Below are 24,602 nucleotides of genomic sequence, written 5' to 3'. Positions count from 1 at the left end.
TAATTTGTATTTAAATTAATGAGAATGGTAACGATTTGTGAGTTTATACTTTAATTCTAAAAAAATAGCGCTCTGTGAATGCATATGAGCTCACACACCGTCAGTCGTTTCTTAATCACGTAAACTGCTGCTGATCAATAGAGGTGATTAAATTAGGGAAGGGGTTTCTATTTATCGATTTCGACCTAAAGCAAGAAAGAGAGGGGAGCGAACTAATAAGAACACCACACCTTCTAAAGTCACAATTTCACTACAAACCCTATAATAGCGATTCATTGAAATGGCGGTATTTTATCTTTGATATGAATGAGTTGAGAGCGGTTTTGATGTGTAACGGCTTTGTGATGAAATCTTGTTTAATAATGTTGTGATCTGTAAATATTCATCTAACCTTTTGATGTAGATTGTATTTATTGGCGGCATGGATGCTTTGCAGTAAAAAAGCCCTCTTTGACAATAAATTTGCAATCCAGTTCAGTCATTTAATTGTAAATGATTGAAATTAGGCTATTTTATCAAAGGCAAATCAGCTTTGTTATCAGAATATAAAAAGGGCTCATTCTATGAAAAAGTTTTGCATGAAAGCAGTTGGTCTAGCGGTTGTTGCAGCTTCGTTGTCAGGTTGTATCGGTAGTAACGCCGTTACAGGTTACGTAATGAAGTTTAACCTTGAGGTGGTAGATAACCGTTATGCTCGTGGTGGTGTAAACATGCTACTTGCGCCGGTTTACGCACTTACAGTCGCTGTGGATGCATTGATCTTCAACTCACTTGAATTCTGGACGGGTAAAAACCCAATCAACGGTAAGCCACACATCTTCGATACTAAGACTAAGACAATGATGAACATCAACGATGATCTCGACCCATCATTGACTGATGCACCAGTTGACCCAATCACAATGCGTGAAGTTGAGAAGAGCACGTTTGAAGCTATCGATGAAAACACTATTCAAATGAACATCACTTATAACAATGGCGATAAAGCGGTTGTTACTGGTGTTCGTGATGGCGACAACGTTTCTTACTACTACAACGGTGAGCTAGTATCTGAAACCACTATTGGTCAACTAGAAGAGATGCAAGCGACTAAGGCTTAATTCTTAACTGGAATCCATAAAAAATGCCGAGCAAGTTGCTCGGCATTTTTGTATCTATATAAAAGCTTATGCCTTAGTAGGGATATGCTTAAGTAGAGCTACCATTTGCTCCCAGAACAGATCAACGGTATCGATCTTCACTTTCTCATCAGGAGAGTGGGGGAACTTGATGGTTGGACCGAACGATACCATGTCCATGTTTGGATACGGTTCTTTGAATAGACCGCACTCAAGGCCTGCGTGGATTACCATGATGTTTGGCTTGTGGCCATAGATCTCTTGGTACATGTCACGGAAGATAGCCATGATTTCTGAGTTTGCGTCTGGCTTCCAACCAGGGTAAGCACCAGAGAATTCGATGTTAGCGCCTGCAAGAGTCGCAACAGAACGCAGCATGCTTTCAACTTGAGAGCGACCCGAGTCGATCAGTGAGCGAATCAGGCATAGCGCCGCTACTGAGTTTTCTTCAGTAGTAATAACACCAAGGTTTAGAGAGGTCTCTACTACGCCTTCAATGTCATCGCTCATACGGATAACGCCGTTTGGACATGCGTTTAGCGCAGCGATAAGCTTGGTTTGAGACTCTTTAGTAAATACCTGTGCGTCAGTATCAACGTCTTCGATAAAGCTAACTAGGCCGGTTTCGATAGCTGCTAGCTCAGTCTTAACCATTTCAGTATATAGAGAGAACAAACGCTCAAGTTCAGCAACATTCTGCTCTGGCAGAGAAAGGCTAACAAAGGCTTCACGAGGGATGGCGTTACGTAGGCTACCACCACGGATCTCGGTTAGTTGAATGCCAAGCTCTTCAGCGTGACCGGCTAGGAAGCGTGCAACAAGCTTGTTCGCGTTTGCGCGACCAGTGTGAATATCACAGCCAGAGTGACCGCCTTTCAGGCCCTTGATGATAAGCTTTTTGTTTACGTTTCCGCTTGCTGCTTGCTCACGCTCGATGTCGAATGTGAAACCTGCGTCAACGCCACCAGCACAACCCATGTAAACCTCACCCTCTTGTTCAGAGTCAGTGTTTAGTAGGATTTCACCTTCAAGTAGACCTTCTTTAAGGCCAAACGCACCTGTCATGCCTGCTTCTTCATCAATAGTAAGAAGTACTTCAAGTGGACCGTGTGCAACGTCATCTGAACCAAGAACTGCAAGGCAAGAGGCCATGCCAATACCGTTGTCAGCACCAAGAGTAGTGCCGGTAGCCGTAACCCATTCACCATCGATATATGGTTTGATTGGGTCTAGGGTAAAGTCGTGTTCGGTATCTTCGTTTTTCTGAGGAACCATGTCGATGTGTGCTTGAAGCACCACGCCTTTGCGATCTTCCATGCCTAGAGTTGCAGGTTTCTTGATGATTAGGTTACCCACTTCGTCAGCTTTTACTGCTAGGCCTTTAGCTTCAGCCCAAGAAACAATGTAATCGGAAAGGGCTTGCTCGTGTTTAGATGGATGCGGGATAGAGCAAATTTTGTCAAACAGTGGCCAAATCGGGTTAGCGCTTTGGCGAGTAATTTCAGTCAAAAATTGCGACATGGCGATACTCCTTCATGCTCGCGGGGAATGTAATTATTCTGAATACCTTAAGGTATTTGATAGTCAGAGGCAGGATAGCATTGCTCAGACTTATTTCACAATATTGTGGCACGCCAAGCTTGTGCTTTGTGAGTCCTATTCTGCGGCGGTCACAATATCACAGTTAAAAGGACCAATTAGTGAAGTGAGTAGATAAAAAGGTAAGCCGTTTTTTGTGGTCGCATATGCAACAAATATTTCGAGGCTGAAAATTAATTACCAATATTAGCTTAAAAAAGCATCTTTTTAGCCTTTTGCGTAAAATGGCTTGTAATTTAATTACAGCTGATTTAGTATCTCATTGTCGAATACAGAAGGAGACTACACCGCCTAACAGTGTATGTTTTTTCTTTTGTGTTAATGCTGAATTTTGGCGTTAAGTTATTGTTTATTATGACTTAATGTTAAGCGTTTAAGTGTGTTTTAGATGATGTTTCTTTGAAGTGTCGTCATCACTTGAATCGTAGACTCACTAACCCCGGGTCATTAAGCATGTGATTGAACTCCGGTTCACCCCTCTTATGTTTGGAAATTTATTACTTTTTTAGTAGCCGCCCATTTTTGGAGCGGCTTTTTTTTGCCTGCTATCCGCCTAGCCACTACATATTCCCAGTCTGATTACTGCAACTCTAACTTGTTTATCACAATTCCTATATTAACTGCTCTATTTCACACTTTGTACGGGTCATAAAAGCGGATATAGGATATGTAACTTTAGAACAAGAGCAAAAAATAGCCGTTATATTTCAAAGTGTATAAATTAATTAACCACTTTTAAAACAATAGGTTATGAGTTTTGTGGCACGGCTTGTCTGATATAGAAGAGGGTTTTGAGGAGATAAAGAGAGAAAACAGTATAGTATTTCGTGATTTTACTCACTATAATTCCGCCCAATTCCATACGCAAACGTTTACTTTTACATTTTTTTAGGAATTGAACAATGCTCGAGAAGCTATTCAAACTAAGTGAAAACGGTACTACCGTACGCACTGAGATCATTGCAGGTATGACTACCTTCCTGACAATGGCCTACATCATCTTTGTTAACCCAGCTATGCTATCTGACGCTGGTATGGACCACGGTGCAGTATTCGTTGCTACCTGTTTGGCAGCAGCAATTGGCTGTTTCATCATGGGTTTCTACGCTAACTATCCTATTGCTCAAGCGCCAGGCATGGGTCTAAACGCCTTCTTTACCTACGCGGTAGTTTTAGGTATGGGTCATACGTGGCAGGTTGCTCTAGCTGCTGTATTTGTATCTGGTGTGTTGTTCATTCTATTGAGCTTGTTCCGCGTTCGCGAGTGGATCATCAACTCAATCCCTCTTTCTCTACGCACAGGTATCTCAGCTGGTATCGGTCTATTCCTAGCTTTCATCGGTCTTAAAAATGCGGGCATCGTTGTTGATAACCCAGCGACCTTTGTATCTCTTGGTGATATCACTTCTGTTCCTGCTGTGCTGGCATCCCTTGGTTTCTTCATCACTATTGCACTAGTTCAGCGTGGCGTTCGCGGAGCGGTAATGATCGCTATCCTAGCGGTTACAGTTCTGGGTCTTATCTTCGGTGATGTTCAATACAATGGCATCATCTCTGCGCCACCAAGCGTAGCGCCGACCTTCATGCAACTAGACTTCTCTGGTCTGTTTGAAGTAGGCATGATCTCTATCGTATTCGCTTTCCTATTCGTTGACCTTTTCGATACTGCAGGCACCCTAGTAGGTGTCGCATCTAAGGCAAACCTAATTAAAGAAGATGGCAAACTGCCTCGCCTAAACAAGGCGCTTCTAGCTGACTCAACAGCAACTTCAGTGGGTGCACTACTAGGTACGTCAAACACTACCTCTTATGTAGAGTCTACTGCGGGTGTTGCTGCAGGTGGCCGTACAGGTCTTACTGCTGTAACTGTTGGCGCTCTTTTCCTACTGGCTTTGCTGTTTTCACCATTAGCGGGTATGATTCCGGCATACGCGACAGCAGGTGCGCTATTCTATGTAGCTATCCTTATGCTTTCTGGCCTAGTTGGCATCGATTGGAGTGACATTACTGAAGCTGCTCCAGTAGTAGTAACCTGTCTACTAATGCCTCTGACTTTCTCTATTGCTGAAGGTATCGCTCTTGGCTTTATCTCTTACGCTGCTATCAAGCTGCTAAGTGGTAAGGGCCGTGAGGTGTCACTAAGTGTGTGGGTAATGTCTGCTGTCTTTATCCTGAAATTCGTTTTGGCTGGTTAATCCAGTCAATTAAAAAGGTCGCAAGTTATGCCAAAAAAATACGTTATCACCTGGGACGAGATGCAAAAAAATTGCCGTGAGCTAGCTGCTCGTCAAATGCCTGCAGAACAATGGAAAGGCATCTGGGGTGTGAGTCGTGGTGGCCTTGTTCCTGCTGCTATCCTAGCGCGTGAACTGGGTATTCGTTACGTAGATACTATCTGTATCTCTAGCTATGACCATGATCATCAGCGTGATATGACGGTTGTTAAAGCTCCTGAGGGTGACGGTGAAGGCTTCCTAATCGTAGAAGACCTAGTAGATAGCGGTGATACTGCGCGTAAACTACGTGAAATGTATCCAAAAGCTAAGCTTATCGCTGTATGTGCTAAGCCTTCTGGTGCGGACCTACTTGATGACTATGTGGTTGATATTGAACAAGAAACTTGGATCGAGCAGCCATGGGATATGCAGCTTTCTTTTGTTGAGCCAATCAATCGCAAGCGCAAGTAATACCCAAGTAGTATAACTTTTCAAATAAATGCCTCTATTTAGAGGCATTTTTTGTTTATGCTTAGGTCACCATAGTGCAACGCATCGCCTTTTATGGAAGACCAAAAAAGTAAAAACCTCTCTGAGACCCTATTTGCTAAGCATCATCAAGCCAAAGAAACCTCTGGTTTGGTGCAGTATATGCCGAGCAGTCAGGCCCTTCTTCAACAGCGCCCAGAACACAGTTGGTATCGAAACCTGCGTCGGCTTCAGTGGATCTGGCAAGGAGCTGACCCGATAGTACAAGAGCAGGTCCTAGCTCGTATTTCCTCCTCTGAGCACTCCCGTACCAATGACAATTTGCTGGATACCGTTATGGGATTTCGTAAGGGTAACTGGGCTTATGAGTGGACCCATGAAGGGATGAAACATCAGAAACTTGCGCAGGAGCTAAAAGGCGAGGAAGCATCGTTAGAGCTTTACCGCGCAAGTCTCTATTTCAGCATCGCTGCCTATCCTCATATTCGTGGTGACAACCTTGCCTCTCAGGCTCAGGTTTTGGCCAACAAGGCTTATGAAGAAGCCTCTGAGAAGAGCCAATATGTCTTTAAACAGCTGAAGATCCCACATCAAGGCAAGACAATCGAAGCTAACCTGCATCTTCCACACACTGAAAGGCCTCTGCCTGCGGTTATCGTTTGTGGCGGCTTGGATAGCGTGCAGACAGATATGTGGAAACTGTTTCTAGAGCATCTCGCGCCGAATGAATTGGCTATGTTGACCATAGATATGCCGTCCGTAGGTAAAAACAGCCATTGGACACTAACCGAAGATACTAGTGTTCTGCACAAGGCTGTTTTGGACTTCCTACCTACTGTACCGTATGTGGATCATTGGAAAGTAGGCCTGCTTGGCTTTAGGTTCGGTGGCAATGCCTTAGTGCGTTTGAGCTTTCTTGAACAGCAGCGTATCAAAGCGTGCGTTGCCCTAGGAGCTCCAGTGCACGACATCCTATCTAGCGCCGATAAGATGAAGTCCATGCCTAAGATGTACTTGGATGTATTGGGCTCTAGGTTGGGTAAGTCAGCGGTGGATATCCATAGTCTAGCAGCACAGATGTCGGCGTGGTCACTAAGGACCCAAGGCCTGCTTGCTTCAAGAAAAACCAAAGTGCCAATTTTGGCGGTTTCCCTAGAAGGAGACCCGGTAGCCCCGCATAGTGATAACAAACTGGTGGCTATGTCCAGTCAGTACGGAGAAGCGGTCAAAATTCCATCAAATAATCTGAGCGCTGGTTATCAAAAATCACTCGACCTAGCTGTGAATTGGTTAATAACCGAATTAAAGTCGTGACAAAAATGTTAAATTGATAGAGTATGGTTGTGTATATGATTGAATAATCGTGTGAAAGCTCAACTCAAAAGATCAGCATAAATAATAAATGGAGTTATATTTATGTCAGGAAAACAGCCTACCTATCATCGTCTCATTGCAAAGCTAAAAGCTATCGGTCCGTACTTGCGTGAAGGGGAGTGCGAGCAAGATCTCTTCCTATTTGATTGTCTGTCTGTGTGTGTGGATGACAAAAAGTCTCCAGAGTGTCGCGAATTCTGGGGTTGGTGGATGGAACTGGAAAAACAAGAGCAGAAGTTCGTTGCTTGTTACCATCACGGCAAATATAACGCCGAAGGCGAGTGGATCGAAGAGTCGCTACCGGAGAGCGCTGAGCAAGAGGTGCTTCGTACTCAGCAAGCATTCCAAACCAAGGTTGAAACCCTACTGCAGGAGCAGTTTGGCATGACAGTGGATCTGCATGAAGACTCGGAAATCATTGCGTAACCCCTGTCCAAATCAAGTTTAAGGCGCCTTTGAGCGCCTTTTTGCTTTTTTGCTTGTGAAACAAGTCACAGCTTGCTAAAAAGAAGCTCAATGTAATCGGAGCAAATCAAAACCCATGCAATCAAAAACAGTTGTGGTTAAGCTCGGCACTAGCGTGCTGACTGGGGGCTCACAAGAGCTAAATCGCGCCCATATGGTGGAATTGGTTCGTCAATGCGCGGAACTGAAACAGCAAGGTTATAACCTTGTATTGGTATCTTCAGGGGCAATTGCCGCTGGACGTGAAACCCTAGGTCACCCCGAACTCCCCACCTCAATGGCAACCAAGCAACTGTTAGCGGCTGTGGGACAGTCTCATCTTATCCAGGTGTGGGAATCTCTGTTCTCCATCTATGGTATTAAGATCGGACAGATGCTTCTGACTCGTGCAGACCTTGAAAACCGCGAGCGTTTCCTAAATGCGCGTGACACCATTAATGCCTTGGTTACCCATGATATCGTGCCTATCGTTAACGAAAACGACGCTGTCGCGACCACTGAAATCAAAGTGGGTGACAACGATAATTTGTCTGCTTTGGTGGGTATTTTGTGTGGTGCGGATAAGCTTATTTTGCTGACTGATCAGCCTGGCCTATTTACAGCGGATCCTCGCTCTAACCCGGATGCTGAACTCATCCGAGAGGTTACTACTATCGATGAGACCCTGCGTAAAATAGCTGGTGGTAGTGGTACTAATCTAGGCACAGGCGGTATGGCAACCAAACTGCAAGCAGCTGACATTGCGCGCCGTGCGGGTATTGAGGTTATCATTTCAGCAGGCAGTGCTAAAAACGTAATTCAAGACTGTGTATCTGACTCACCTGCAGGCACGCGTTTTCTTCCTCTTCCAGAGGCTTTAGAGAATCGCAAGCGCTGGATCCTAGCTGGCCCTGCGGCATCTGGTGATATCGTCATCGATCAGGGTGCGGTAAATGCGCTGCAGACCAAAGGCAGTAGCCTACTAGCTAAAGGTGTAGTGAGTGTGAATGGTCGTTTTGAGCGCGGTGATGTAGCGCGCGTAGTGAGCACAAATGGCGCACTGGTCGCTAAGGGTTTAGCAAGCTATTCCAGCGATGATATGCAGCAGATCAAGGGTATGCACAGCAACGAAATTGGTCAGGTACTGGGTCATGATTATGGCTCTGAGGTAATACACCGTGACGATCTCGTGGTTATACAAGATTAAAGAATTGAGGTAGAAAAAGTGGATTTAGTAAAACTTGGACAGCAGGCGAAAGAGGCCTCATTTGCGCTAGCAACCACAGATACAGCAACTAAGAATAAAGCTCTGGCGATTATGGCCGATGAGCTAGAAAAACAATCTGCAATCATCCTAGAAGCGAATGCACTGGATATCAGCGCTGCACGTGAGTCCGGTATGGGTGAAGCGCTTCTTGACCGTCTAATGCTAAATGAAGCTCGCTTGAGTGCGATTGCTGATGACGTGCGTAACGTGATTAAACTTAGCGACCCTGTGGGTAGCGAACTAGACAGTCGCGTTTTGGAGAACGGCCTTGCGCTATCTCGTCGCCGCGTGCCGCTGGGTGTTGTAGGTGTTATCTATGAAGCGCGTCCAAACGTGACTATCGATATCGCCTCACTGTGTCTGAAAACGGGCAATGCCAGCATTCTTCGTGGTGGCCGTGAGACCTTCCATTCAAACATGGCTCTGGTAAAGGTTATCCAAACCGCGCTCTCTCAAGCGGGTCTGCCTGTGGCATCAGTACAGTACATCGAAAAGCCAGACCGTGAGCTTGTTTCTCAGCTTCTTAAGCTAGATGAATACGTAGATATGATCATCCCACGTGGTGGTGCCGGTCTGCACAAGATGTGTAAAGAGAACAGCACTATCCCTGTTATCATCGGTGGTTTTGGTATCTCACACGTATTTGTTGATGAGACAGCAGACCTAGAGAAATCAGTGGTTGTGGTAGAGAACTCTAAGATGCAGCGTCCATCGGCGTGTAACGCTCTAGATACCCTAATGGTACACAAAGCTGTGGCGCAACCATTCCTGGAGAAGCTTCAGGCACAACTGGGCGATAAGATTGAGTACGTGGCAGATGCGAGCGCTATGCCTCTGCTTGAAGGTGCACCTAAGGTACGTGCCGCTGCAGAGGGTGACTTCGATACCGAGTGGCTTGCTTATATCCTTGGTGTGAAAGTGGTTGAGAGCGTGGATGAAGCTATTGCTCATATGCGCGAGCACAACGCCAGTCACTCAGATGCAATCATGACTAACGATCTGATGAGTGCAGAGAAGTTTATCAATGCAGCAGGATCAGCAGCTGTGTATGTAAATGCTTCTACTCGCTTTACTGATGGTGCTCAGTTTGGTCTAGGTGCTGAGGTTGCGGTATCCACCCAGAAACTGCACGCCCGCGGCCCTATGGGTCTAGAGGAGCTAACCAGCTACAAGTGGGTTGGTAAAGGCAACTACCTGCCTCGCCCATAAGCTAATTGGTTGTTTTATAAACGATATGAGGGCTCTATCACAGAGCCCTTTTTTATATGTACTTGCACACACTTGAATTCTCGAATAGTGCGTGCAAATCCGTTACACTCACAATAATTTTCTCCCCTAAGCAACACCTCATTGGAATGAGTTGCTCATCGTATTGGGTCCAGTAAGGGAGCAGGTATGCATTGCCCATTTTGTTCTGAAAACGAAACCAAAGTCATAGATTCTCGCTTGGTGGCTGATGGCCATCAGGTTCGTCGCCGACGCCAATGTCTGGCGTGTAATGAGCGCTTTACCACCTTTGAAACCGCAGAGCTGGTTATGCCTAAGGTGATCAAATCTAATGGCAACCGTGAACCCTTCAACGAAGACAAGCTATCTAATGGTCTGCAACGTGCATTAGAAAAACGCCCAGTGAGCGCCGATGCGGTAGAGCTTTCAATGAGTGTCATCAAGTCTAAGCTGCGTGCTACTGGTGAGCGCGAAGTGCCGAGCGACATGATAGGTAATCTTGTGATGGAACAGCTCAAAGAGCTGGACAAGGTCGCTTATATCCGTTTTGCCTCTGTATATCGCAGCTTTGAAGATATCCGAGAGTTTGGCGAAGAGATAGCTAAGCTCGAGGACTGATGATGCAATTTTCTTTGTTTGACCATCAGATGATGGCTCGAGCGATCAAGCTGGCGGAAAAAGGCCGCTTTACCACTCATCCTAATCCGAATGTGGGCTGCGTCATCGTCCAAGGTGAAGAGATCGTCGGTGAGGGTTATCATATCCAAGCGGGTGGTCCTCACGCTGAAGTTCACGCCCTGAATATGGCCGGCGAACGCGCAGAAGGTGCGACAGCTTATGTGACCCTTGAGCCTTGCTCTCATTATGGAAGAACCCCACCATGCGCTGAAGGGCTTATTAAAGCCAAAGTGGCTCGTGTGGTATGCGCTATGCAAGACCCTAACCCTCAAGTAGGCGGTCGCGGCTTCAATATGCTCAGAGAAGCCGGCATTGAGGTAGCAGTGGGTCTTCTTGAACAAGATGCAGAGCGCATCAACAAGTCATTCTTGAAAAAGATGCGCACTGGCATGCCTTATGTACAGCTGAAAATGGCCTCTAGCCTTGACGGTAAAACGGCTCTAGCCAATGGGGTGAGTCAGTGGATCACTGGCCCTGAAGCTCGCGCCGATGTGCAGCAATATCGCGCTCAATCAGGTGCAATCCTATCTACCTCTCGTACTGTTATTGATGACAATGCTTCTCTTAATGTGCGTGATAGCGAGCTTCCAGCCCAAGTAAAACAGGCCTATCCAGATACCGAGCTTAGACAGCCGATACGCGTCATCTTAGACAGGCAAGGAGAGCTCGAGCCTAGCCTTAAGCTATTTAACACTTCAGGTGACATTTTAGTCATACCGAGCAAGGCGCAAGGTGCACAAGTAGACAATCAGAAAATAGAATTGCCTGAACTACTTGCAAATCTGGCCCGCAATCACAATATCAATCACTTATGGGTTGAGGCTGGCGCGACACTAGCCGCATCCTTTATTGAACATAAGTTGGTGGATGAGCTTATTATCTATATGGCTCCTAAGCTTATGGGCACCGATGGGCGAGGTCTAGTCAATCTGCTCGGCTTTGAGCAGATGGATCAGGCTATCGAACTGGATATCACAGAGGTATCTCAGGTCGGTAAAGACATCAAAATCGTCGCACGTATCAAGAATTAGTTAGGAAGGGTTATGTTTACCGGTATCGTAGAAGCTGTAGGCACCGTTGCCAATATCGTCTCAAGTGGCGAAGACATCTCGGTGACCATCAATAGTGGCAACCTAGATATGTCGGACGTAAAACTAGGGGATTCTATCGCAACCAATGGTATCTGTTTGACGGTGGTAGCGTTTGATTCCCGCTCATTTAGTGCAGACCTTTCTGTTGAAACCCTAAATAAAACGGGTTTTAGAAACTATCAGGTGGGCGATCGCGTAAATCTAGAGAAGGCCATGCTTCCAACCACACGCTTTGGTGGCCACATAGTATCGGGTCACGTTGATGGCGTGGGTACTATTGTCGAGCGCATCCCTGTAGGTCGTGCCGTGGAGTATTGGGTTGAGATGCCGGAAGAGATTGAGCGCTATGTGGCTCAAAAAGGTTCTATCACCGTTGATGGTATTAGCCTAACGGTAAACGATCTAAGAAAGCGCGGATTTAAACTCACCATAGTGCCACACACTTCAGAGCAAACCATCATAGATGAATTTGAGGTAGGACGTCAGGTCAACCTAGAGGTTGACGTACTGGCTCGCTACATGGAGCGCCTACTCGGGATCGGTGAGCAAGAGACTCAAAGCTCATCATCTATCACCATGGAATTTTTACAACAAAACGGCTTTGCATAAGCAGACTAGTTTAGGAACCCGATATGCCAATCAGTTCACCGCAAGAAATTATCGAAGATATTCGCCTAGGAAAAATGGTCATTCTTATGGATGACGAGGATCGTGAGAATGAGGGTGACCTTATTATGGCCGCTGAGCACATCACGCCAGAAGCGATTAACTTTATGGCTACTCACGGCCGTGGCCTTATCTGTCTGACTATGACAGGTGAGCGTTGTGAGCGTCTTGGTCTACCTCCTATGGTTCAGGACAACAATGCGCAATACACCACAGCGTTTACCGTATCTATTGAAGCGGCTGAGGGTGTAACTACGGGTATCTCGGCAGCTGACCGTGCAGTGACGGTTCAAGCAGCAGTAGCAAAAGATGCTAAAGCGGCAGACCTAGTTCAGCCTGGTCATATCTTCCCACTTGCAGCCCAAGAGGGTGGTGTACTGACTCGCGCGGGTCATACTGAAGCGGGTTGTGACCTTGCTCGTCTAGCGGGCTTTGAGCCAGCATCGGTTATCGTTGAAATCCTAAACGACGATGGCACCATGGCACGTCGTCCAGACCTAGAAGTGTTCGCTGAGAAGCACGACGTTAAGCTAGGCACTATCGCGGATCTTATCGAGTATCGTAACAACACTGAAACCACTATCGAGCGCGTTGCTGAGTGCAAGATGCCAACCGAGTTTGGTGATTTCGATATGGTGACCTACCGCGATACTATCGATAACCAAATCCACTACGCATTGCGTAAGGGGGAGGTGACAGAAGAACCATGTCTTGTGCGTGTTCACCTGCAAGATACCTTCACCGATCTGCTTCACTCAAACCGTAACTCGGACCGCAGCTGGTCGCTAGACAAAGCAATGCAGCGCATCAGCGATGACGGTGGCGTTCTGATCGTTCTTGGTAATGAAGAGAGCCAAGAGCAGCTTATTCATAAGCTGAAAGCCTTTGAGCAACAAGATAAAGGCGAAGCGCCAACCATGGCGAAGAAGCAAGGCACCTCACGCCGTGTGGGTGTAGGTTCACAGATTTTGGCTGACATGGGCGTAAGCAAAATGCGTCTGATGTCATCGAGCGACAAGCGTTATCACTCACTGTCAGGCTTCGGTCTAGACGTGGTCGAATACGTTTGTGAATAATTAAATGGGAGCCTATTTGGCTCCTTTATTTGTTAACTTGAGAATTCGCTGAATTGTTATTAGATTCTGATCACAAATTTGTGCTAGAATCCCGCGATTCTCGCTAGAGGATAGTTGAAGGTAAACTTATGAAAGTAATCGAAGGTGGATTTCCAGCACCAAACGCTAAAATTGCAATCGTGATTTCGCGTTTTAACAGCTTTATCAATGAGAGCTTGCTGTCTGGTGCGATCGACACTTTGAAGCGCCATGGACAGGTGGCTGAAGAAAATATCACAGTAGTGCGTTGCCCAGGTGCAGTTGAACTGCCACTAGTGGCGCAACGTGTTGCTCGTACCGAGAAGTACGATGCTATCGTATCTCTAGGTACTGTTATTCGTGGCGGAACGCCACACTTTGACTATGTTTGTAGTGAGTGCAACAAAGGTCTTGCGCAGGTTTCATTGGAGTACAGTCTTCCAGTGGCGTTTGGCGTACTGACCGTTGATACTATTGATCAAGCTATTGAGCGTGCTGGCACCAAGGCGGGTAACAAGGGTGCAGAGGCTGCACTAAGTGCGCTAGAGATGATCAACGTTCTTTCTGAAATCGATTCCTAATGGGGGCCAGTGTGAAACCAGCCGCACGTCGTAATGCACGTCAATTTGCTCTACAAGCGATCTATTCTTGGCAAATTACTAAAGAAAACATCGCAACTGTAGAAGAACAGTTTTTGTCAGGTGGTAAGTATGATGAAGAAGAGCATCATGCTGATGAGCCTGCACTTAATGAACAAGAAACAGACGTTGCTTATTTCCGTGATTTGCTAACTGGTGTAGCACTGACTCACCAAGAGCTTGATAGCAAGCTTCGTCCATACCTATCACGTCCAATGCAAGATCTTGACATGATGGAACTGGCTCTGCTTCGCCTAGCTATGTACGAGATGACTCGTCGTGAAGACGTACCTCACAAGGTAGTAATTAACGAGGCTATCGAACTTGCTAAGGTATTTGCAGCTGAAGACAGCTACAAGTTCGTGAACGGTGTGCTAGATAAAGCTGCACCGCACATTCGCAAGAACAAGTAACTCAAGTTTATTGAGCTAAAAGGTCAGCAATTGCTGGCCTTTTTTGTATCTAATCCAGCAAGGAGGAAAGGTGGCGGGCGAGTTTGACCTTATCGACAGGTACTTCTGTCGTCAAAAACTACAGCGTAGCGATGTCGTACTGGCGCAGGGTGATGATTGCGCTATCGTAAGTGTCGATGCTGATAAACAGATAGTGATCAGTACAGATACGGTAGTGGCAGGTACTCACTTTTTATCCGATGCCCCAGCGGCTTGGGTGGCACATAAAGCGCTTGCTTCGAACCTCAGCGACCTTGCTGCTATGGGGGCAGAGCCGGCTTGGGTGTCCATGGCCATCACCCTGCCAAGCTTTGATAGCCAGTGGCTAGAGGAGTTTTGCGATAGTTTCTTTGCCCTTGCGGATGACCATAACCTCAAGCTTATTGGTGGCGATACTACCAAGGGACCACTGAGCATTAGTTTGACCATTCAAGGTTTGGTACCTAAAGGCAAAGCCTTGACCCGCTCAGGGGCAAGAACGGGAGATATTATCTGTGTATCAGGGAGCCTGGGTGACAGACATGCGGGTCTAGAGGTGCTTCTAGATAAGAGCAAACAGGGGCTGCCTTTTGCTAAACAACTAGAACAGCGTCATTTCATCAGCACCTCTAGGGTTGCTCTAGCACAAAAGCTAGTGGGTCTAGCATCGAGCTGTATCGACATCTCAGATGGCTTGGTATCAGATATCCAGCACATTATGAAGCGCTCCAATTGTGGCGCTAATATCGATGTATCTAAGTTGCCAGTATCACCTGAGCTTGAGGCTTTTGCTCAGCATCCAGACAGCGAATATTCTGATGCATGGCAATACGCTTTGTGCAGCGGTGAAGAGTATGAACTTTGCTTTACAGTTGCTCCGGATCTGCTAGAGTCGGTTCAGGCTTTATCAAACGAAATCAAAGCTATAGGTGTGATGAATGAGTCAGATGACTTAGTTCTTCACCAAGCAGGTAGCACACTCGATGCCAAGCTGTTTGGCTTTGATCATTTTAGAGAATAGAAGTACATGAGCAATCCCCTAGATAAGATCACCCTCGATAATCCTTGGCACCTATTAGCGACAGGTTTTGGTAGTGGTCTATCTCCGATAGTACCCGGCACTATGGGCACTATCGCCTCGATTCCACTGTATCTTGCCTTAGTGCAACTGCCGTTGCCCGCTTATCTTATTGCTGTGCTGATCTCCTGCATCGTCGGGATTAAGATCTGCGGCAAGACCTCGGAGGATATGGGCGTGCACGACCACGGCTCTATCGTGTGGGATGAGTTTGTTGGCTTTTGGATCACCATGGCGGTCGTGCCGCTAATGGGTATTGCCGCGAACGACTGGAAGTGGTTGATTGCCGGCTTCGTACTATTCCGCGCCTTTGACATGATCAAACCATGGCCTATTAGCTACCTAGATAAGCACATCCATGGCGGTCTGGGTATCATGATAGATGACATACTTGCCGGTGTGATGGCCGCCATCTCGCTGGTACTTCTTGGGTATTTCCTAGGTTGGATGTAAAAGAAAACGGAAGCAGGCGCTTCCGTTTTTTATGCCTTACAGGATCTGTTTTAGGTTTCTTTCTACCTTGTTTGGATCTTTCATTCCGATCAGGGCGCAGTCTATGCGTTCGTCCTCTATCAAGAAGTTAATCATCGATTCAGGTGTGAATCTATCGAAGTCTTTACCTTGATTGAGGGAGACATTGGTAAACATGGTTAGATTGTTTGCCTTGGCGGCATTTAGTATTGAGTGACCGTTTTGGTTTAGCTTATCAGAGGCTTCAGTCCTAGCCTGATTGTAGGGCAGTTGGATGACCTTGAAGCTGTGGTTATCGCCACCTGCGCGTTTCGCAGTCTCTAGGATTTTTTCCAAGTTCAGATAATTCGCCTCTGATTCATCGGCTAAAAAGCCTGACCAAGTGGCAAAGCCATATATACCTAGTTTGCCTGCTTTTACTTGCGACTCTAGAAAATAAAAGGTATTTTCAAGCTCTGTATAAAAGGTATCTTCTCCTAGCGTTTCGAGAGACATCTCTGGATTGTGCAGATAGTAGATATCTATCTTAGCCAAGCTCAAGTTATGTAGGCTTTGGTTAAATGCCCACTCAATAAAATCAGCTTCGATAAAATTGATACGCTCGTTACCTGCGGCACCTTTTCCTAGGATAGGCGCGACGCTGTATTGATAGAAATCCTTCATATCCTGACGAGCATCGCGTCCAATGCGACCAGAGCGCCAATCTGAAGGTGTAAAGCCACCCTTAGTGGCAATAACAAGCTCATCTCGAGAGATATCGCTATTGGCAAATATCTGTTGTAGAGCTTTAGATACATTAAGCTCAGAGCGTTGCCCACGATAATTAATAGCGGTATCGATAAGATTGCAGCCGAGCGCCACAGATTTCTGGATGGCCTGAATAAAGCCGGTGTCGTGCTCTTCTGTCGCATCACCCAAATAGGTACCAAGGCCGATGTTAGATAGGGCTAGTCCGTTTGTGATTGAGGCCTTGCTGACGCCCTTTTGAGCTAAGAATTGCTGTTGCTTACGTGTCATTATTTATCCCTTTGACTCCATCCCTTCATTTGAGATTAGCATTTGTTGGCATAATGCTTGGGATACAAACAATGATTTCAATATGTTAGGTATAAAAAAGGTTCTTCGCAGATTAGAAAGGGAGCGTTAAAATCTATCTGAACTAGTCACTCCCTCCGAGCGATTGATTCGCAAGGCCGCGGTGAACCCATCCGTGGGCGCTTGCCGCTCGCCTCCCTGAGAGCGACACCTTGCTCCATCAACCACTCTCCAGCGCTAGCATCAGTGTGACCCCAGCGTAGCGATGCTCAAAGTCATCGCTGATATTCCGGGATTGTGAGCGGCAGGCTGTGGTGCAGGGCAAGTGTTTGAGGCAAGGATGCCGAAACCAAGCCTATAGGGAGGTATCTACGGCGGCTTGCCATGCATCACGGGCAGAGTGAGCACACGAACCTAGAGTCGTGTAGTTGTTCCCGCTGATCTGCGATGAACCATAAAAAAGCCCGCTTGAAGCGGGCTTAGGGGGTTATGCGTTTTGGTAGTCGTTGATGGCTTTTTCGATGCCTTGTGCGTCGAGTCCAAGCTCTTCATGCATCTCGCCTTGAGTACCTTGCGGAACAAAGCGATCTGGTAGACCAAGGTTCAGTACTGGCTTCATTACCTTCTTACTCATCAAGAACTCAACCACGCCACTGCCAGCACCACCGGCAATTACGTTTTCTTCGATGGTGACTAGCACTTCATGTGTTTCGGCCAGTTCAAGGATCAGTTCTTCATCAAGAGGTTTAACAAAGCGCATATCAGCAACAGTAGCATCCAGAACTTCTGCCGCTTGAGTGGCGTTGTCTAGGAAGGTACCAAAGCTTAGGATAGCTACCTTGCCATTGCCGTCACGAACCTTGCGGCCTTTACCAATTTCAATGGCGGTAAACTCACGCTGGATCTCGGCTCCAATACCATTACCACGAGGATAGCGAACCGCAGTTGGTCCTTCATGCTGGTGGCCTGTGTAAAGCATCTGGCGACATTCGTTCTCATCGCTTGGTGCCATGATCACCATGTTAGGGATGCAGCGCATAAAGCTGAGGTCAAACGCACCTTGGTGGGTTTGACCATCGGCACCGACTAGACCGGCACGGTCGATAGCGAACATTACTGGCAGGTTCATGATGGCGACATCATGGATCAGTTGATCGTAACCACGCTGCAGGAAGGTAGAGTAGATAGCCACGATAGGCTTGTTACCTGAGATAGCTAAGCCAGTTGCCAGAGTAACCGCATGCTGCTCAGCAATCGCCACATCGAAGTATTGTTCAGGATACTCTTTAGAAAAGCGTACCATTCCCGAGCCTTCACGCATGGCTGGAGTGATCGCCATTAGCTTAGGGTCTTGGGCTGCCATATCACATAGGAAGTCACCAAATACCTTAGAGAAGGTCGGTAGACCACCTTTGCTCTTTGGCAAAGAGGTGTGGGCAGGGTCGAACTTAGGCACGCCGTGATAGCCGATAGGATCGCGTTCTGCCGGCTCGTAACCTTTACCTTTCTTAGTCATGATATGCAGGAACTGTGGCCCTTTAAGGTTACGCATGTTCTTTAAGGTCTTAACCAGCTCGGAAACATCGTGACCGTCCACTGGACCGATATAGTTAAAGCCCAGTTCTTCAAACATGGTGCCAGGGACAACCATACCTTTTAGATGCTCTTCGGTGCGTTTTGCCAGCTCTTTGATTGGAGGCAGGCCTGATAGCACCTTCTTCCCACCTTCACGCAGTGTGGTGTAAAGACTGCCAGAAAGCACCTGAGCCAAATGATTATTTAGCGCGCCCACGTTCTCTGAAATAGACATCTCGTTATCATTTAGGATAACTAGCATGTCTGTGTGTACGTCACCGGCGTGGTTCATGGCTTCAAACGCCATACCGGCAGTGATAGCGCCATCACCGATAACACTCACGACCTTGCGACCCTTAGCTTCTTTTTGTGCACCGATAGCGATACCCAGCGCAGCGCTAATAGAGGTAGAAGAGTGGCCCACAGAGAGTACGTCATACTCGCTTTCACCGCGCCATGGGAAAGGGTGCAGCCCATCTTTTTGGCGGATAGTAGGCATCTGCTCACGACGGCCGGTTAGGATCTTATGCGGGTAAGCTTGGTGGCCTACATCCCAGATAAGTTGGTCGAACGGAGTGTTGTACACATAGTGCAGTGCCACGGTCAGCTCGACGGTGCCAAGACCGGAGGCTAGGTGTCCACTTGATTGGCTAACACTGTTGAGCAGATAAGTGCGAAGCTCATCGCACAGGGTAGGCAATGTCTCTCTTGGTAGAGCTCGTAGCTCATCAGGCGTATTGGCTAGCGCCAATGTTGGGTATTTTGAGATATTCAGAGTCATAGTTGTTCGCGCTGATAAGTTTAGTTATTTCGTTCCACGACATAACCGGCAAATTGTTCCAGCATCAAGGTATCAAACGGGATCTTTTCCAGTTCTTGAAGGGCTTGCTTTAGAAGCTCTTGCGCCGTTTGCTGTGCTTTATCCAGACCCAACAGCGAAGGGTAGGTCGACTTGTTTTGTTCCAAGTCTGATCCCTGCGGCTTGCCAAGGGTTTGGGTGTCACCAGTAATGTCTAAAATGTCGTCCTGAACCTGGAATGCCAAACCTATTTTCTCTGCATACGCATTTAGGTTGTCTAGATATTGGATACCAGTTTCGCCTGCCGCCAATGCGCCAAGCTGTACTGCGGCCTTGATAAGTGCGCCAGTTTTGTTGCGATGAATCAATTGTAATTGATCTAGACCCACTTGCTTGTTTTCTGCTGCAAGGTCTAGGGACTGCCCTAAACACATCCCAGCCGCTCCCGATGCACTCGCTAGAGTTTGCACCATCTTTATACGCTGACTTTCAGCGTTAGGAGCAAGCTTACCCTCAGCAAGAATACTAAAGGCAAGGGTTTGTAAGGCGTCACCCGCTAGAATAGCGGTCGCTTCATCAAACTTGATGTGGCAAGTTGGTTGACCGCGACGAAGTTCATCGTCGTCCATAGCAGGCAAGTCATCATGAATCAGTGAGTAGGCGTGTACACACTCGATAGCACTGGCTGGTGTATCAAGGTGTTCTGGCTTCACGCCAAAGATGGAGCCAGTTGCATACACCAAGAAAGGCCTTGCACGCTTACCACCTAATAAAAGGCCGTAACGCATCGCTTGGGTAAGGGCGTCTTCTTGGTTTGGCAGTGTATCTAACCAGTGCGTCAGCTGCTGGTTGTTTCTCTGCTGATAGTCGCTGAGTTGCTGCTTAAAATGGTTCATCGCCAATTTCTGGATTGAAGTCTACAGGGGCAGCGTCGGCTTGGTTATCCATAAGGATAGAAACACGTTGTTCAGCTGAGTCAAGTTTGGTTTGTCCGGCACGTGCTAGGGCGATGCCTCGCTCAAAGCTTTTTAGTGCGGCATCAAGGTCCAAATCACCTTGTTCAAGCTGATTGACTATGGTGTCGAGCTCCTTAAGGGACTCCTCGAAACTCATGTTTTCTGGTTTTTTCGCTGCCATGGGGTTTCTTCTGTTCACGATGATCCGAGAAAGGTAACTCAGGCGAGGGACAGGGTCAATTTTAGTCACTGATTTTCCTGCCTTAAGCCTGATTTTAGTGAATTGAGTGCTAGTTATTTAATCATGGGCAAGTTGTTTCACTCTTGCTCTGGTTAATTTCAGTTTTTGGGTGAAAGGTGTATAATCCTTCGCCCTTAAGAAACAGGTGCTTGGGTTTAAGCTAGACTCAAGTGATTGACAGCGTATAAGTGAAGTTACCTATGAAGTTTATCGTTAAACCGCATCCAGAAATTTTTGTTAAAAGTGAATCTGTTCGCAAGCGTTTCACTCGTATTTTGGAGTGTAACCTAAGGATCATTATCCAGCGTCGCACTGAGTCGGTGGCGGTATATAACCGTAGGGACCACATCGAAGTATCGGCAAACAGCCATCAGTATTATCAACAAGTGCTTGAGATCCTGACACAAACCCCTGGTATCCACCATGTGCTTGAGGTGAAGCAGTCTGACTTCAATGATATGCATGATATCTTCGAGCAAGTGTTAGAGCTAAACCGTGAGCGTATCGAAGGTAAGACCTTTGTAGTTCGCGCTAAGCGTCGCGGTAAGCACGACTTTACCTCTATTGAGCTTGAGCGCTATGTGGGTGGCGGTCTTAACCAAGCGGTTGAAAGCGCGAAGGTTAAGCTAACCAAGCCAGACGTGACTGTGAACATAGAGGTTGCTAGCGACAAGCTAAATCAGGTGCTTGCACGTCATAAGGGTCTTGGTGGTTTCCCTCTAGGTACTCAAGAAGATGTGCTGAGCCTTATATCTGGTGGTTTTGACTCGGGTGTATCTAGCTATCTACATATCAAGCGCGGCTCTAAGACCCATTACTGCTTCTTTAATCTGGGTGGCCCAGCGCACGAGATCGGTGTTAAGCAGGTTTCTCACTATCTTTGGAACAAATACGGTTCATCGGCCAAGGTTAAGTTTATCGCGGTAGATTTTGAGCCTGTGGTTGCTGAAATCCTTGAGAAGGTAGACGACGGCCAGATGGGCGTGGTGCTGAAGCGTATGTTTATGCGTGCTGGTGGCATGATTGCCGAGCGCTTTGGTATTCAAGCTTTGGTTACTGGTGAAGCGCTAGGTCAGGTATCGAGTCAGACACTGACTAACCTTCGTCATATCGACGGCGTTACGGATACGCTGATCCTTCGCCCACTGATTAACTGGGATAAAGAAGACATTATCGATCTATCTCGCGTTATCGGTACTGAAGACTTTGCTAAGGTAATGCCAGAGTACTGTGGTGTTATTTCTCGTAAGCCAACAGTAAAAGCAGTTAAAGAGAAGCTTGAAGCTGAAGAAGCGAACTTTGACTACTCGGTACTAGAGAAGGTTGTAAGCGAGGCGCGCATTATGGATATCCGCGACATCGAGAAAGAGAGCCAAGAGCAAGCTCCAGAGGTTGAGCAGGTTACGGCGGTGCAAGAGCACGCGACCGTTCTGGACATCCGTAGCCCAGATGAAGAAGACGAGAACCCGCTTGAAATAGATGGTGTAGATGTGGAGCACATTCCATTCTATAAGCTAGCGACCAAGTTTGGTGACCTTGACCAGTCGAAGACCTATCTTCTTTATTGTGACCGAGGTGTGATGAGCCGTCTGCAGGCTCTGTATCTGCAAGAGCAAGGATTCAACAACGTTAAGGTATATCGCCCTTAATTTTATTTGTTCTTAAATTGACCTTGAAAAGCGCATCTATGGGTGCGCTTTTTTATTGCTTTGTTGTTTTCTACCCATAAAAAAACACCGCTCAAATGAGCGGTGTAAAATGACAGACAAGTTCATTAAATTGGAATGGTACTTACGAGAAGCCGTAAGCCTTTGGTAGAAACTACCGTGCTCAAGATGAGCTCACAAACACAACATTGCAATACAACTCCATACCCTAAGGTATGCCGTTTAGAGCCGTATCGCCTTGGTGGGAAATATAGATTTTCTCTGGCTGTTGAACAACGGACAATTTATAATGTTTCACATAAAAAAAACTAATGTTAGATAACGGCAGATGTCGAGACGATTACCCCCACTAAATTCATTGAAGGTTTTTGAGGCTGCAGCGAGGCATTTAAGCTTCACTCGAGCCGCTGAAGAGCTGTTTGTTACCCAAGCTGCTGTGAGCCATCAGGTGAAGGCACTTGAAGAATTTCTTGGTCTAAAACTGTTCAGAAGACGCAACCGCTCTTTGCTACTCACAGAGGAAGGACAGAGCTATTTCTTGGACATCAAGGATATCTTTACCTCACTGTCTGAGGCGACCGATAAGGTGCTAGAGCGCAGTGAGAAAGGCTCTTTGACCATCAGTTTGCAACCCAGCTTTGCTATCCAGTGGCTAGTGCCGCGACTGGCGGATTTTAATGCCCAAGAACCGGATATCGATGTGCGAATCAAAGCGGTGGATATGGATGACGGCTCTCTTACTGATGATGTGGATGTGGCTATCTATTATGGTCGAGGTAACTGGCCGGGCGTGCGTGCGGACAAGCTCTACCAGGAGTACTTGATACCGCTTTGCTCTCCAGGCCTGCTTATCGGCTCTAAACCACTAGAGTCTCTGCAAGACCTTTCTAGACACACTTTGTTACATGATACTTCGCGTAAGGATTGGAAGCAGTTCGTGCGCCAGCATGATGTAGAAGGGGTAAACGTGAATCATGGTCCGATATTTAGTCACTCGACCATGGTGCTTCAGGCCGCAGCACACGGCCAAGGTATCGCATTAGGCAACAATGTACTGGCTCAGCCAGAGATAGAGGCAGGACGCCTTATTAGCCCATTTGAGGAGGTGCTCGTGAGTAAGAACGCCTTCTATGTGGTGTGTGACGCCAAACAAGCAGAAATGGGAAGAATTGCTACCTTTAGAGACTGGATGCTGAGTATTGCTGCCAAAGAAGGCGCACCAGCGGTCTCTCAAGAGTAACTGTAAGATATAACGAGGTAAGACTTGAAACAGGTTATTTTGTACTGCCGTGCTGGCTTTGAGAAAGACTGCGCAGCAGAAATCCAAGAAAAAGCGACTCGCCTAGAGGTATTTGGTTATCCTAAGACCAAGAGCAACAGTGGCTACGTGCTATTTGAGTGCTATACAGAGGGTGATGCTGAGCGTCTGGTTAAAGAGATCGACTTTCAGACCCTGATCTTTGCCCGCCAGATGTTTGCTGTGGCAGCGGAATTGCAGGACCTGCCAAGCGAAGACCGCATCTCACCAATGTTTGAGGCTCTGTCTGAGGTAGATATGCCAGTGTGTGGCGACATTCGTGTGGAGACCCCTGACACCAACGAAGCGAAAGAGCTACTTAAGTTCTGCCGCAAGTTCACTGTGCCTCTGCGCCAAGCGATGCGTGGTAAGGGGCTGCTTCTTAAGAAAGAGCATAGTAAGAAGCCTGTAATGCACGTGTGCTTTGTGGCACCAGGTCACTGCTTTATCGGTTACTCCCTACCGGGTAACAACTCTCAGTTTTTTATGGGCATTCCGCGCCTTAAGTTCCCAGCAGATGCGCCAAGTCGTTCAACCCTGAAGCTTGAAGAGGCGTTCCATGTGTTTATTCCAAAGCATGAGTGGGATACACGTTTGTCATCAGGTATGTGGGCGGTGGATCTTGGGGCGTGTCCCGGCGGTTGGACCTATCAGCTAGTGAAGCGTTCTATGTTTGTACACGCTATCGATAACGGCATGATGGCGCAAAGCTTGATGGATACCGGTCAGGTGAAACACCATCAAGTGGACGGCTTTAAGTTTGAGCCACCACGTAAGAATGTAACTTGGTTGGTGTGCGACATGATCGAGAAGCCATCACGTGTAGCCCAACTAATGGGTGAGTGGTTGATTCAAGGTTGGTGTAAAGAGGCGATCTTTAACCTCAAGCTTCCTATGAAAGGGCGCTACGATGAGGTGGTTGATGATATTGAAAATCTTAAGATCTTCCTGCGTGATAATGGGGTGAAATACACCATGCAGGCGAAGCACCTTTACCATGACCGTGAAGAGATCACGGTGCACGTTCGCTCACATGCGAACCTTGGGTGGTAATTGCTTAAGATTGTGAGTTGAAAAGATACCGGATGCGCTTGGCGCTCCGGTATGACATGAGTAGTTTAAGCTCAGAGTCACTTGTCGAACTGAGTCAT

23 protein-coding genes are annotated in these 24,602 nt (G+C 47.0%); 18 read left to right on the top strand and 5 right to left on the bottom strand.

The genetic code is table 11. The annotated features are described in order from the left end of the window. Positions 1-563 precede the first annotated feature (563 nt). On the top strand, positions 564-1,100 hold the full coding sequence (locus Pcarn_RS10580) for a DUF3332 domain-containing protein (protein WP_261833836.1): 537 nt from the start codon (positions 564-566) through the stop codon (positions 1,098-1,100). A gap of 66 nt (positions 1,101-1,166) precedes the next feature. Here the strand turns inward: Pcarn_RS10580 and Pcarn_RS10575 are convergent, their stop codons facing one another. Then, the gene (locus tag Pcarn_RS10575) at positions 1,167-2,639 is read right to left on the bottom strand and encodes an aminoacyl-histidine dipeptidase (RefSeq protein ID WP_261833835.1); all 1,473 of its coding nucleotides are present in this window, start codon (positions 2,637-2,639) and stop codon (positions 1,167-1,169) included. A gap of 980 nt (positions 2,640-3,619) precedes the next feature. Between Pcarn_RS10575 and Pcarn_RS10570 the strand changes: the two genes are divergently transcribed. The 14 genes from Pcarn_RS10570 to pgpA all read left to right on the top strand — a co-directional run bounded on the left by Pcarn_RS10570 (position 3,620) and on the right by pgpA (position 15,863). Next, positions 3,620-4,912: an NCS2 family permease gene (locus tag Pcarn_RS10570; protein ID WP_261833834.1), complete on the top strand. Its 1,293-nt coding sequence runs from the start codon at positions 3,620-3,622 to the stop codon at positions 4,910-4,912. 27 nt (positions 4,913-4,939) lie between these two features. After that, positions 4,940-5,404, top strand: a complete 465-nt coding sequence (gene gpt, locus Pcarn_RS10565; protein ID WP_261833833.1) for a xanthine phosphoribosyltransferase — start codon at positions 4,940-4,942, stop codon at positions 5,402-5,404. 93 nt (positions 5,405-5,497) lie between these two features. Further along, entirely contained in the window at positions 5,498-6,736 is a 1,239-nt protein-coding gene (frsA, locus tag Pcarn_RS10560; protein WP_261833832.1) for an esterase FrsA, read from the top strand. A 102-nt stretch (positions 6,737-6,838) separates the two neighbouring features. Then, positions 6,839-7,222: a sigma factor-binding protein Crl gene (gene crl / locus Pcarn_RS10555; protein ID WP_261833831.1), complete on the top strand. Its 384-nt coding sequence runs from the start codon at positions 6,839-6,841 to the stop codon at positions 7,220-7,222. Positions 7,223-7,337: 115 nt separating this feature from the next. Continuing rightward, on the top strand, positions 7,338-8,447 hold the full coding sequence (proB, locus tag Pcarn_RS10550; RefSeq protein ID WP_261833830.1) for a glutamate 5-kinase: 1,110 nt from the start codon (positions 7,338-7,340) through the stop codon (positions 8,445-8,447). A gap of 18 nt (positions 8,448-8,465) precedes the next feature. Further along, entirely contained in the window at positions 8,466-9,716 is a 1,251-nt protein-coding gene (locus Pcarn_RS10545) for a glutamate-5-semialdehyde dehydrogenase (RefSeq protein ID WP_261833829.1), read from the top strand. A gap of 186 nt (positions 9,717-9,902) precedes the next feature. Continuing rightward, on the top strand, positions 9,903-10,352 hold the full coding sequence (nrdR, locus tag Pcarn_RS10540; protein ID WP_261833828.1) for a transcriptional regulator NrdR: 450 nt from the start codon (positions 9,903-9,905) through the stop codon (positions 10,350-10,352). Beyond that, the gene (gene ribD / locus Pcarn_RS10535) at positions 10,352-11,443 is read left to right on the top strand and encodes a bifunctional diaminohydroxyphosphoribosylaminopyrimidine deaminase/5-amino-6-(5-phosphoribosylamino)uracil reductase RibD (RefSeq protein WP_261833827.1); all 1,092 of its coding nucleotides are present in this window, start codon (positions 10,352-10,354) and stop codon (positions 11,441-11,443) included. The genes nrdR and ribD overlap by 1 nt, the downstream gene beginning before the upstream one ends. Before the next feature lie 12 nt (positions 11,444-11,455). Continuing rightward, positions 11,456-12,112, top strand: coding sequence for a riboflavin synthase (locus Pcarn_RS10530; protein WP_261833826.1), 657 nt, complete (start codon positions 11,456-11,458; stop codon positions 12,110-12,112). A 23-nt stretch (positions 12,113-12,135) separates the two neighbouring features. Next, on the top strand, positions 12,136-13,245 hold the full coding sequence (gene ribBA, locus Pcarn_RS10525; protein WP_261833825.1) for a bifunctional 3,4-dihydroxy-2-butanone-4-phosphate synthase/GTP cyclohydrolase II: 1,110 nt from the start codon (positions 12,136-12,138) through the stop codon (positions 13,243-13,245). 128 nt (positions 13,246-13,373) lie between these two features. After that, positions 13,374-13,844 carry a 6,7-dimethyl-8-ribityllumazine synthase gene (ribH, locus tag Pcarn_RS10520; RefSeq protein WP_017028263.1) on the top strand — a complete coding sequence of 157 codons (471 nt, stop codon included), beginning with the start codon at positions 13,374-13,376 and terminating at the stop codon, positions 13,842-13,844. Then, entirely contained in the window at positions 13,844-14,314 is a 471-nt protein-coding gene (nusB, locus tag Pcarn_RS10515; RefSeq protein WP_261833824.1) for a transcription antitermination factor NusB, read from the top strand. Before ribH ends, nusB begins: the two co-directional genes overlap by 1 nt. 70 nt (positions 14,315-14,384) lie before the next feature. After that, positions 14,385-15,353, top strand: a complete 969-nt coding sequence (gene thiL / locus Pcarn_RS10510) for a thiamine-phosphate kinase (RefSeq protein ID WP_261833823.1) — start codon at positions 14,385-14,387, stop codon at positions 15,351-15,353. Positions 15,354-15,359: 6 nt separating this feature from the next. Beyond that, a complete protein-coding gene (gene pgpA, locus Pcarn_RS10505) occupies positions 15,360-15,863 on the top strand; it encodes a phosphatidylglycerophosphatase A (protein WP_261833822.1) in 504 nt (167 codons plus the stop codon). Between the two features lie 36 nt (positions 15,864-15,899). Here pgpA and Pcarn_RS10500 read toward each other — a convergent pair whose 3' ends face one another. The 4 genes from Pcarn_RS10500 to xseB all read right to left on the bottom strand — a co-directional run bounded on the left by Pcarn_RS10500 (position 15,900) and on the right by xseB (position 20,427). Beyond that, positions 15,900-16,898 carry an aldo/keto reductase gene (locus tag Pcarn_RS10500; protein WP_261833821.1) on the bottom strand — a complete coding sequence of 333 codons (999 nt, stop codon included), beginning with the start codon at positions 16,896-16,898 and terminating at the stop codon, positions 15,900-15,902. 505 nt (positions 16,899-17,403) lie between these two features. Then, the gene (dxs, locus tag Pcarn_RS10495; protein ID WP_261833820.1) at positions 17,404-19,272 is read right to left on the bottom strand and encodes a 1-deoxy-D-xylulose-5-phosphate synthase; all 1,869 of its coding nucleotides are present in this window, start codon (positions 19,270-19,272) and stop codon (positions 17,404-17,406) included. 20 nt (positions 19,273-19,292) lie between these two features. Beyond that, positions 19,293-20,186 carry a (2E,6E)-farnesyl diphosphate synthase gene (ispA, locus tag Pcarn_RS10490; protein WP_261833819.1) on the bottom strand — a complete coding sequence of 298 codons (894 nt, stop codon included), beginning with the start codon at positions 20,184-20,186 and terminating at the stop codon, positions 19,293-19,295. Beyond that, positions 20,173-20,427 carry an exodeoxyribonuclease VII small subunit gene (xseB, locus tag Pcarn_RS10485; protein ID WP_261833818.1) on the bottom strand — a complete coding sequence of 85 codons (255 nt, stop codon included), beginning with the start codon at positions 20,425-20,427 and terminating at the stop codon, positions 20,173-20,175. Before xseB ends, ispA begins: the two co-directional genes overlap by 14 nt. 260 nt (positions 20,428-20,687) lie before the next feature. On the opposite strand from xseB, the gene thiI reads away from it, so the two are divergent. The 3 genes from thiI (at position 20,688) to rlmM (ending at position 24,504) form a co-directional block, all read left to right on the top strand. Next, positions 20,688-22,136, top strand: coding sequence for a tRNA uracil 4-sulfurtransferase ThiI (gene thiI, locus Pcarn_RS10480; RefSeq protein WP_261833817.1), 1,449 nt, complete (start codon positions 20,688-20,690; stop codon positions 22,134-22,136). Between the two features lie 346 nt (positions 22,137-22,482). After that, entirely contained in the window at positions 22,483-23,394 is a 912-nt protein-coding gene (locus Pcarn_RS10475; RefSeq protein WP_261833816.1) for a transcriptional regulator GcvA, read from the top strand. A gap of 24 nt (positions 23,395-23,418) precedes the next feature. Then, complete coding sequence (gene rlmM, locus Pcarn_RS10470; protein ID WP_261833815.1) at positions 23,419-24,504, top strand: 23S rRNA (cytidine(2498)-2'-O)-methyltransferase RlmM; 1,086 nt, start codon at positions 23,419-23,421, stop codon at positions 24,502-24,504. The last annotated feature ends 98 nt before the right edge of the window (positions 24,505-24,602 follow it).

Source organism: Vibrio ishigakensis, from assembly GCF_024347675.1.
Classification (GTDB): Bacteria; Pseudomonadota; Gammaproteobacteria; order Enterobacterales; family Vibrionaceae; genus Vibrio; species Vibrio ishigakensis.
The sequence above is the reverse complement of the archived record's forward strand: the minus strand, read 5'-3'. Positions and strand labels throughout refer to the sequence as shown.

Coding starts and splice junctions, on each gene's coding strand:
- ribBA (WP_261833825.1), top strand. CDS start 12,136: ATGCCAATCAGTTCACCGCAAGAAATTATCGAAGATATTCGCCTAGGA.
- nrdR (WP_261833828.1), top strand. CDS start 9,903: ATGCATTGCCCATTTTGTTCTGAAAACGAAACCAAAGTCATAGATTCT.
- Pcarn_RS10475 (WP_261833816.1), top strand. CDS start 22,483: ATGTCGAGACGATTACCCCCACTAAATTCATTGAAGGTTTTTGAGGCT.
- Pcarn_RS10580 (WP_261833836.1), top strand. CDS start 564: ATGAAAAAGTTTTGCATGAAAGCAGTTGGTCTAGCGGTTGTTGCAGCT.
- Pcarn_RS10570 (WP_261833834.1), top strand. CDS start 3,620: ATGCTCGAGAAGCTATTCAAACTAAGTGAAAACGGTACTACCGTACGC.
- crl (WP_261833831.1), top strand. CDS start 6,839: ATGTCAGGAAAACAGCCTACCTATCATCGTCTCATTGCAAAGCTAAAA.
- frsA (WP_261833832.1), top strand. CDS start 5,498: ATGGAAGACCAAAAAAGTAAAAACCTCTCTGAGACCCTATTTGCTAAG.
- pgpA (WP_261833822.1), top strand. CDS start 15,360: ATGAGCAATCCCCTAGATAAGATCACCCTCGATAATCCTTGGCACCTA.
- ribD (WP_261833827.1), top strand. CDS start 10,352: ATGATGCAATTTTCTTTGTTTGACCATCAGATGATGGCTCGAGCGATC.
- dxs (WP_261833820.1), bottom strand. CDS start 19,272: ATGACTCTGAATATCTCAAAATACCCAACATTGGCGCTAGCCAATACG.
- ribH (WP_017028263.1), top strand. CDS start 13,374: ATGAAAGTAATCGAAGGTGGATTTCCAGCACCAAACGCTAAAATTGCA.
- gpt (WP_261833833.1), top strand. CDS start 4,940: ATGCCAAAAAAATACGTTATCACCTGGGACGAGATGCAAAAAAATTGC.
- Pcarn_RS10575 (WP_261833835.1), bottom strand. CDS start 2,639: ATGTCGCAATTTTTGACTGAAATTACTCGCCAAAGCGCTAACCCGATT.
- nusB (WP_261833824.1), top strand. CDS start 13,844: ATGGGGGCCAGTGTGAAACCAGCCGCACGTCGTAATGCACGTCAATTT.
- thiI (WP_261833817.1), top strand. CDS start 20,688: ATGAAGTTTATCGTTAAACCGCATCCAGAAATTTTTGTTAAAAGTGAA.
- ispA (WP_261833819.1), bottom strand. CDS start 20,186: ATGAACCATTTTAAGCAGCAACTCAGCGACTATCAGCAGAGAAACAAC.
- proB (WP_261833830.1), top strand. CDS start 7,338: ATGCAATCAAAAACAGTTGTGGTTAAGCTCGGCACTAGCGTGCTGACT.
- Pcarn_RS10500 (WP_261833821.1), bottom strand. CDS start 16,898: ATGACACGTAAGCAACAGCAATTCTTAGCTCAAAAGGGCGTCAGCAAG.
- xseB (WP_261833818.1), bottom strand. CDS start 20,427: ATGGCAGCGAAAAAACCAGAAAACATGAGTTTCGAGGAGTCCCTTAAG.
- Pcarn_RS10530 (WP_261833826.1), top strand. CDS start 11,456: ATGTTTACCGGTATCGTAGAAGCTGTAGGCACCGTTGCCAATATCGTC.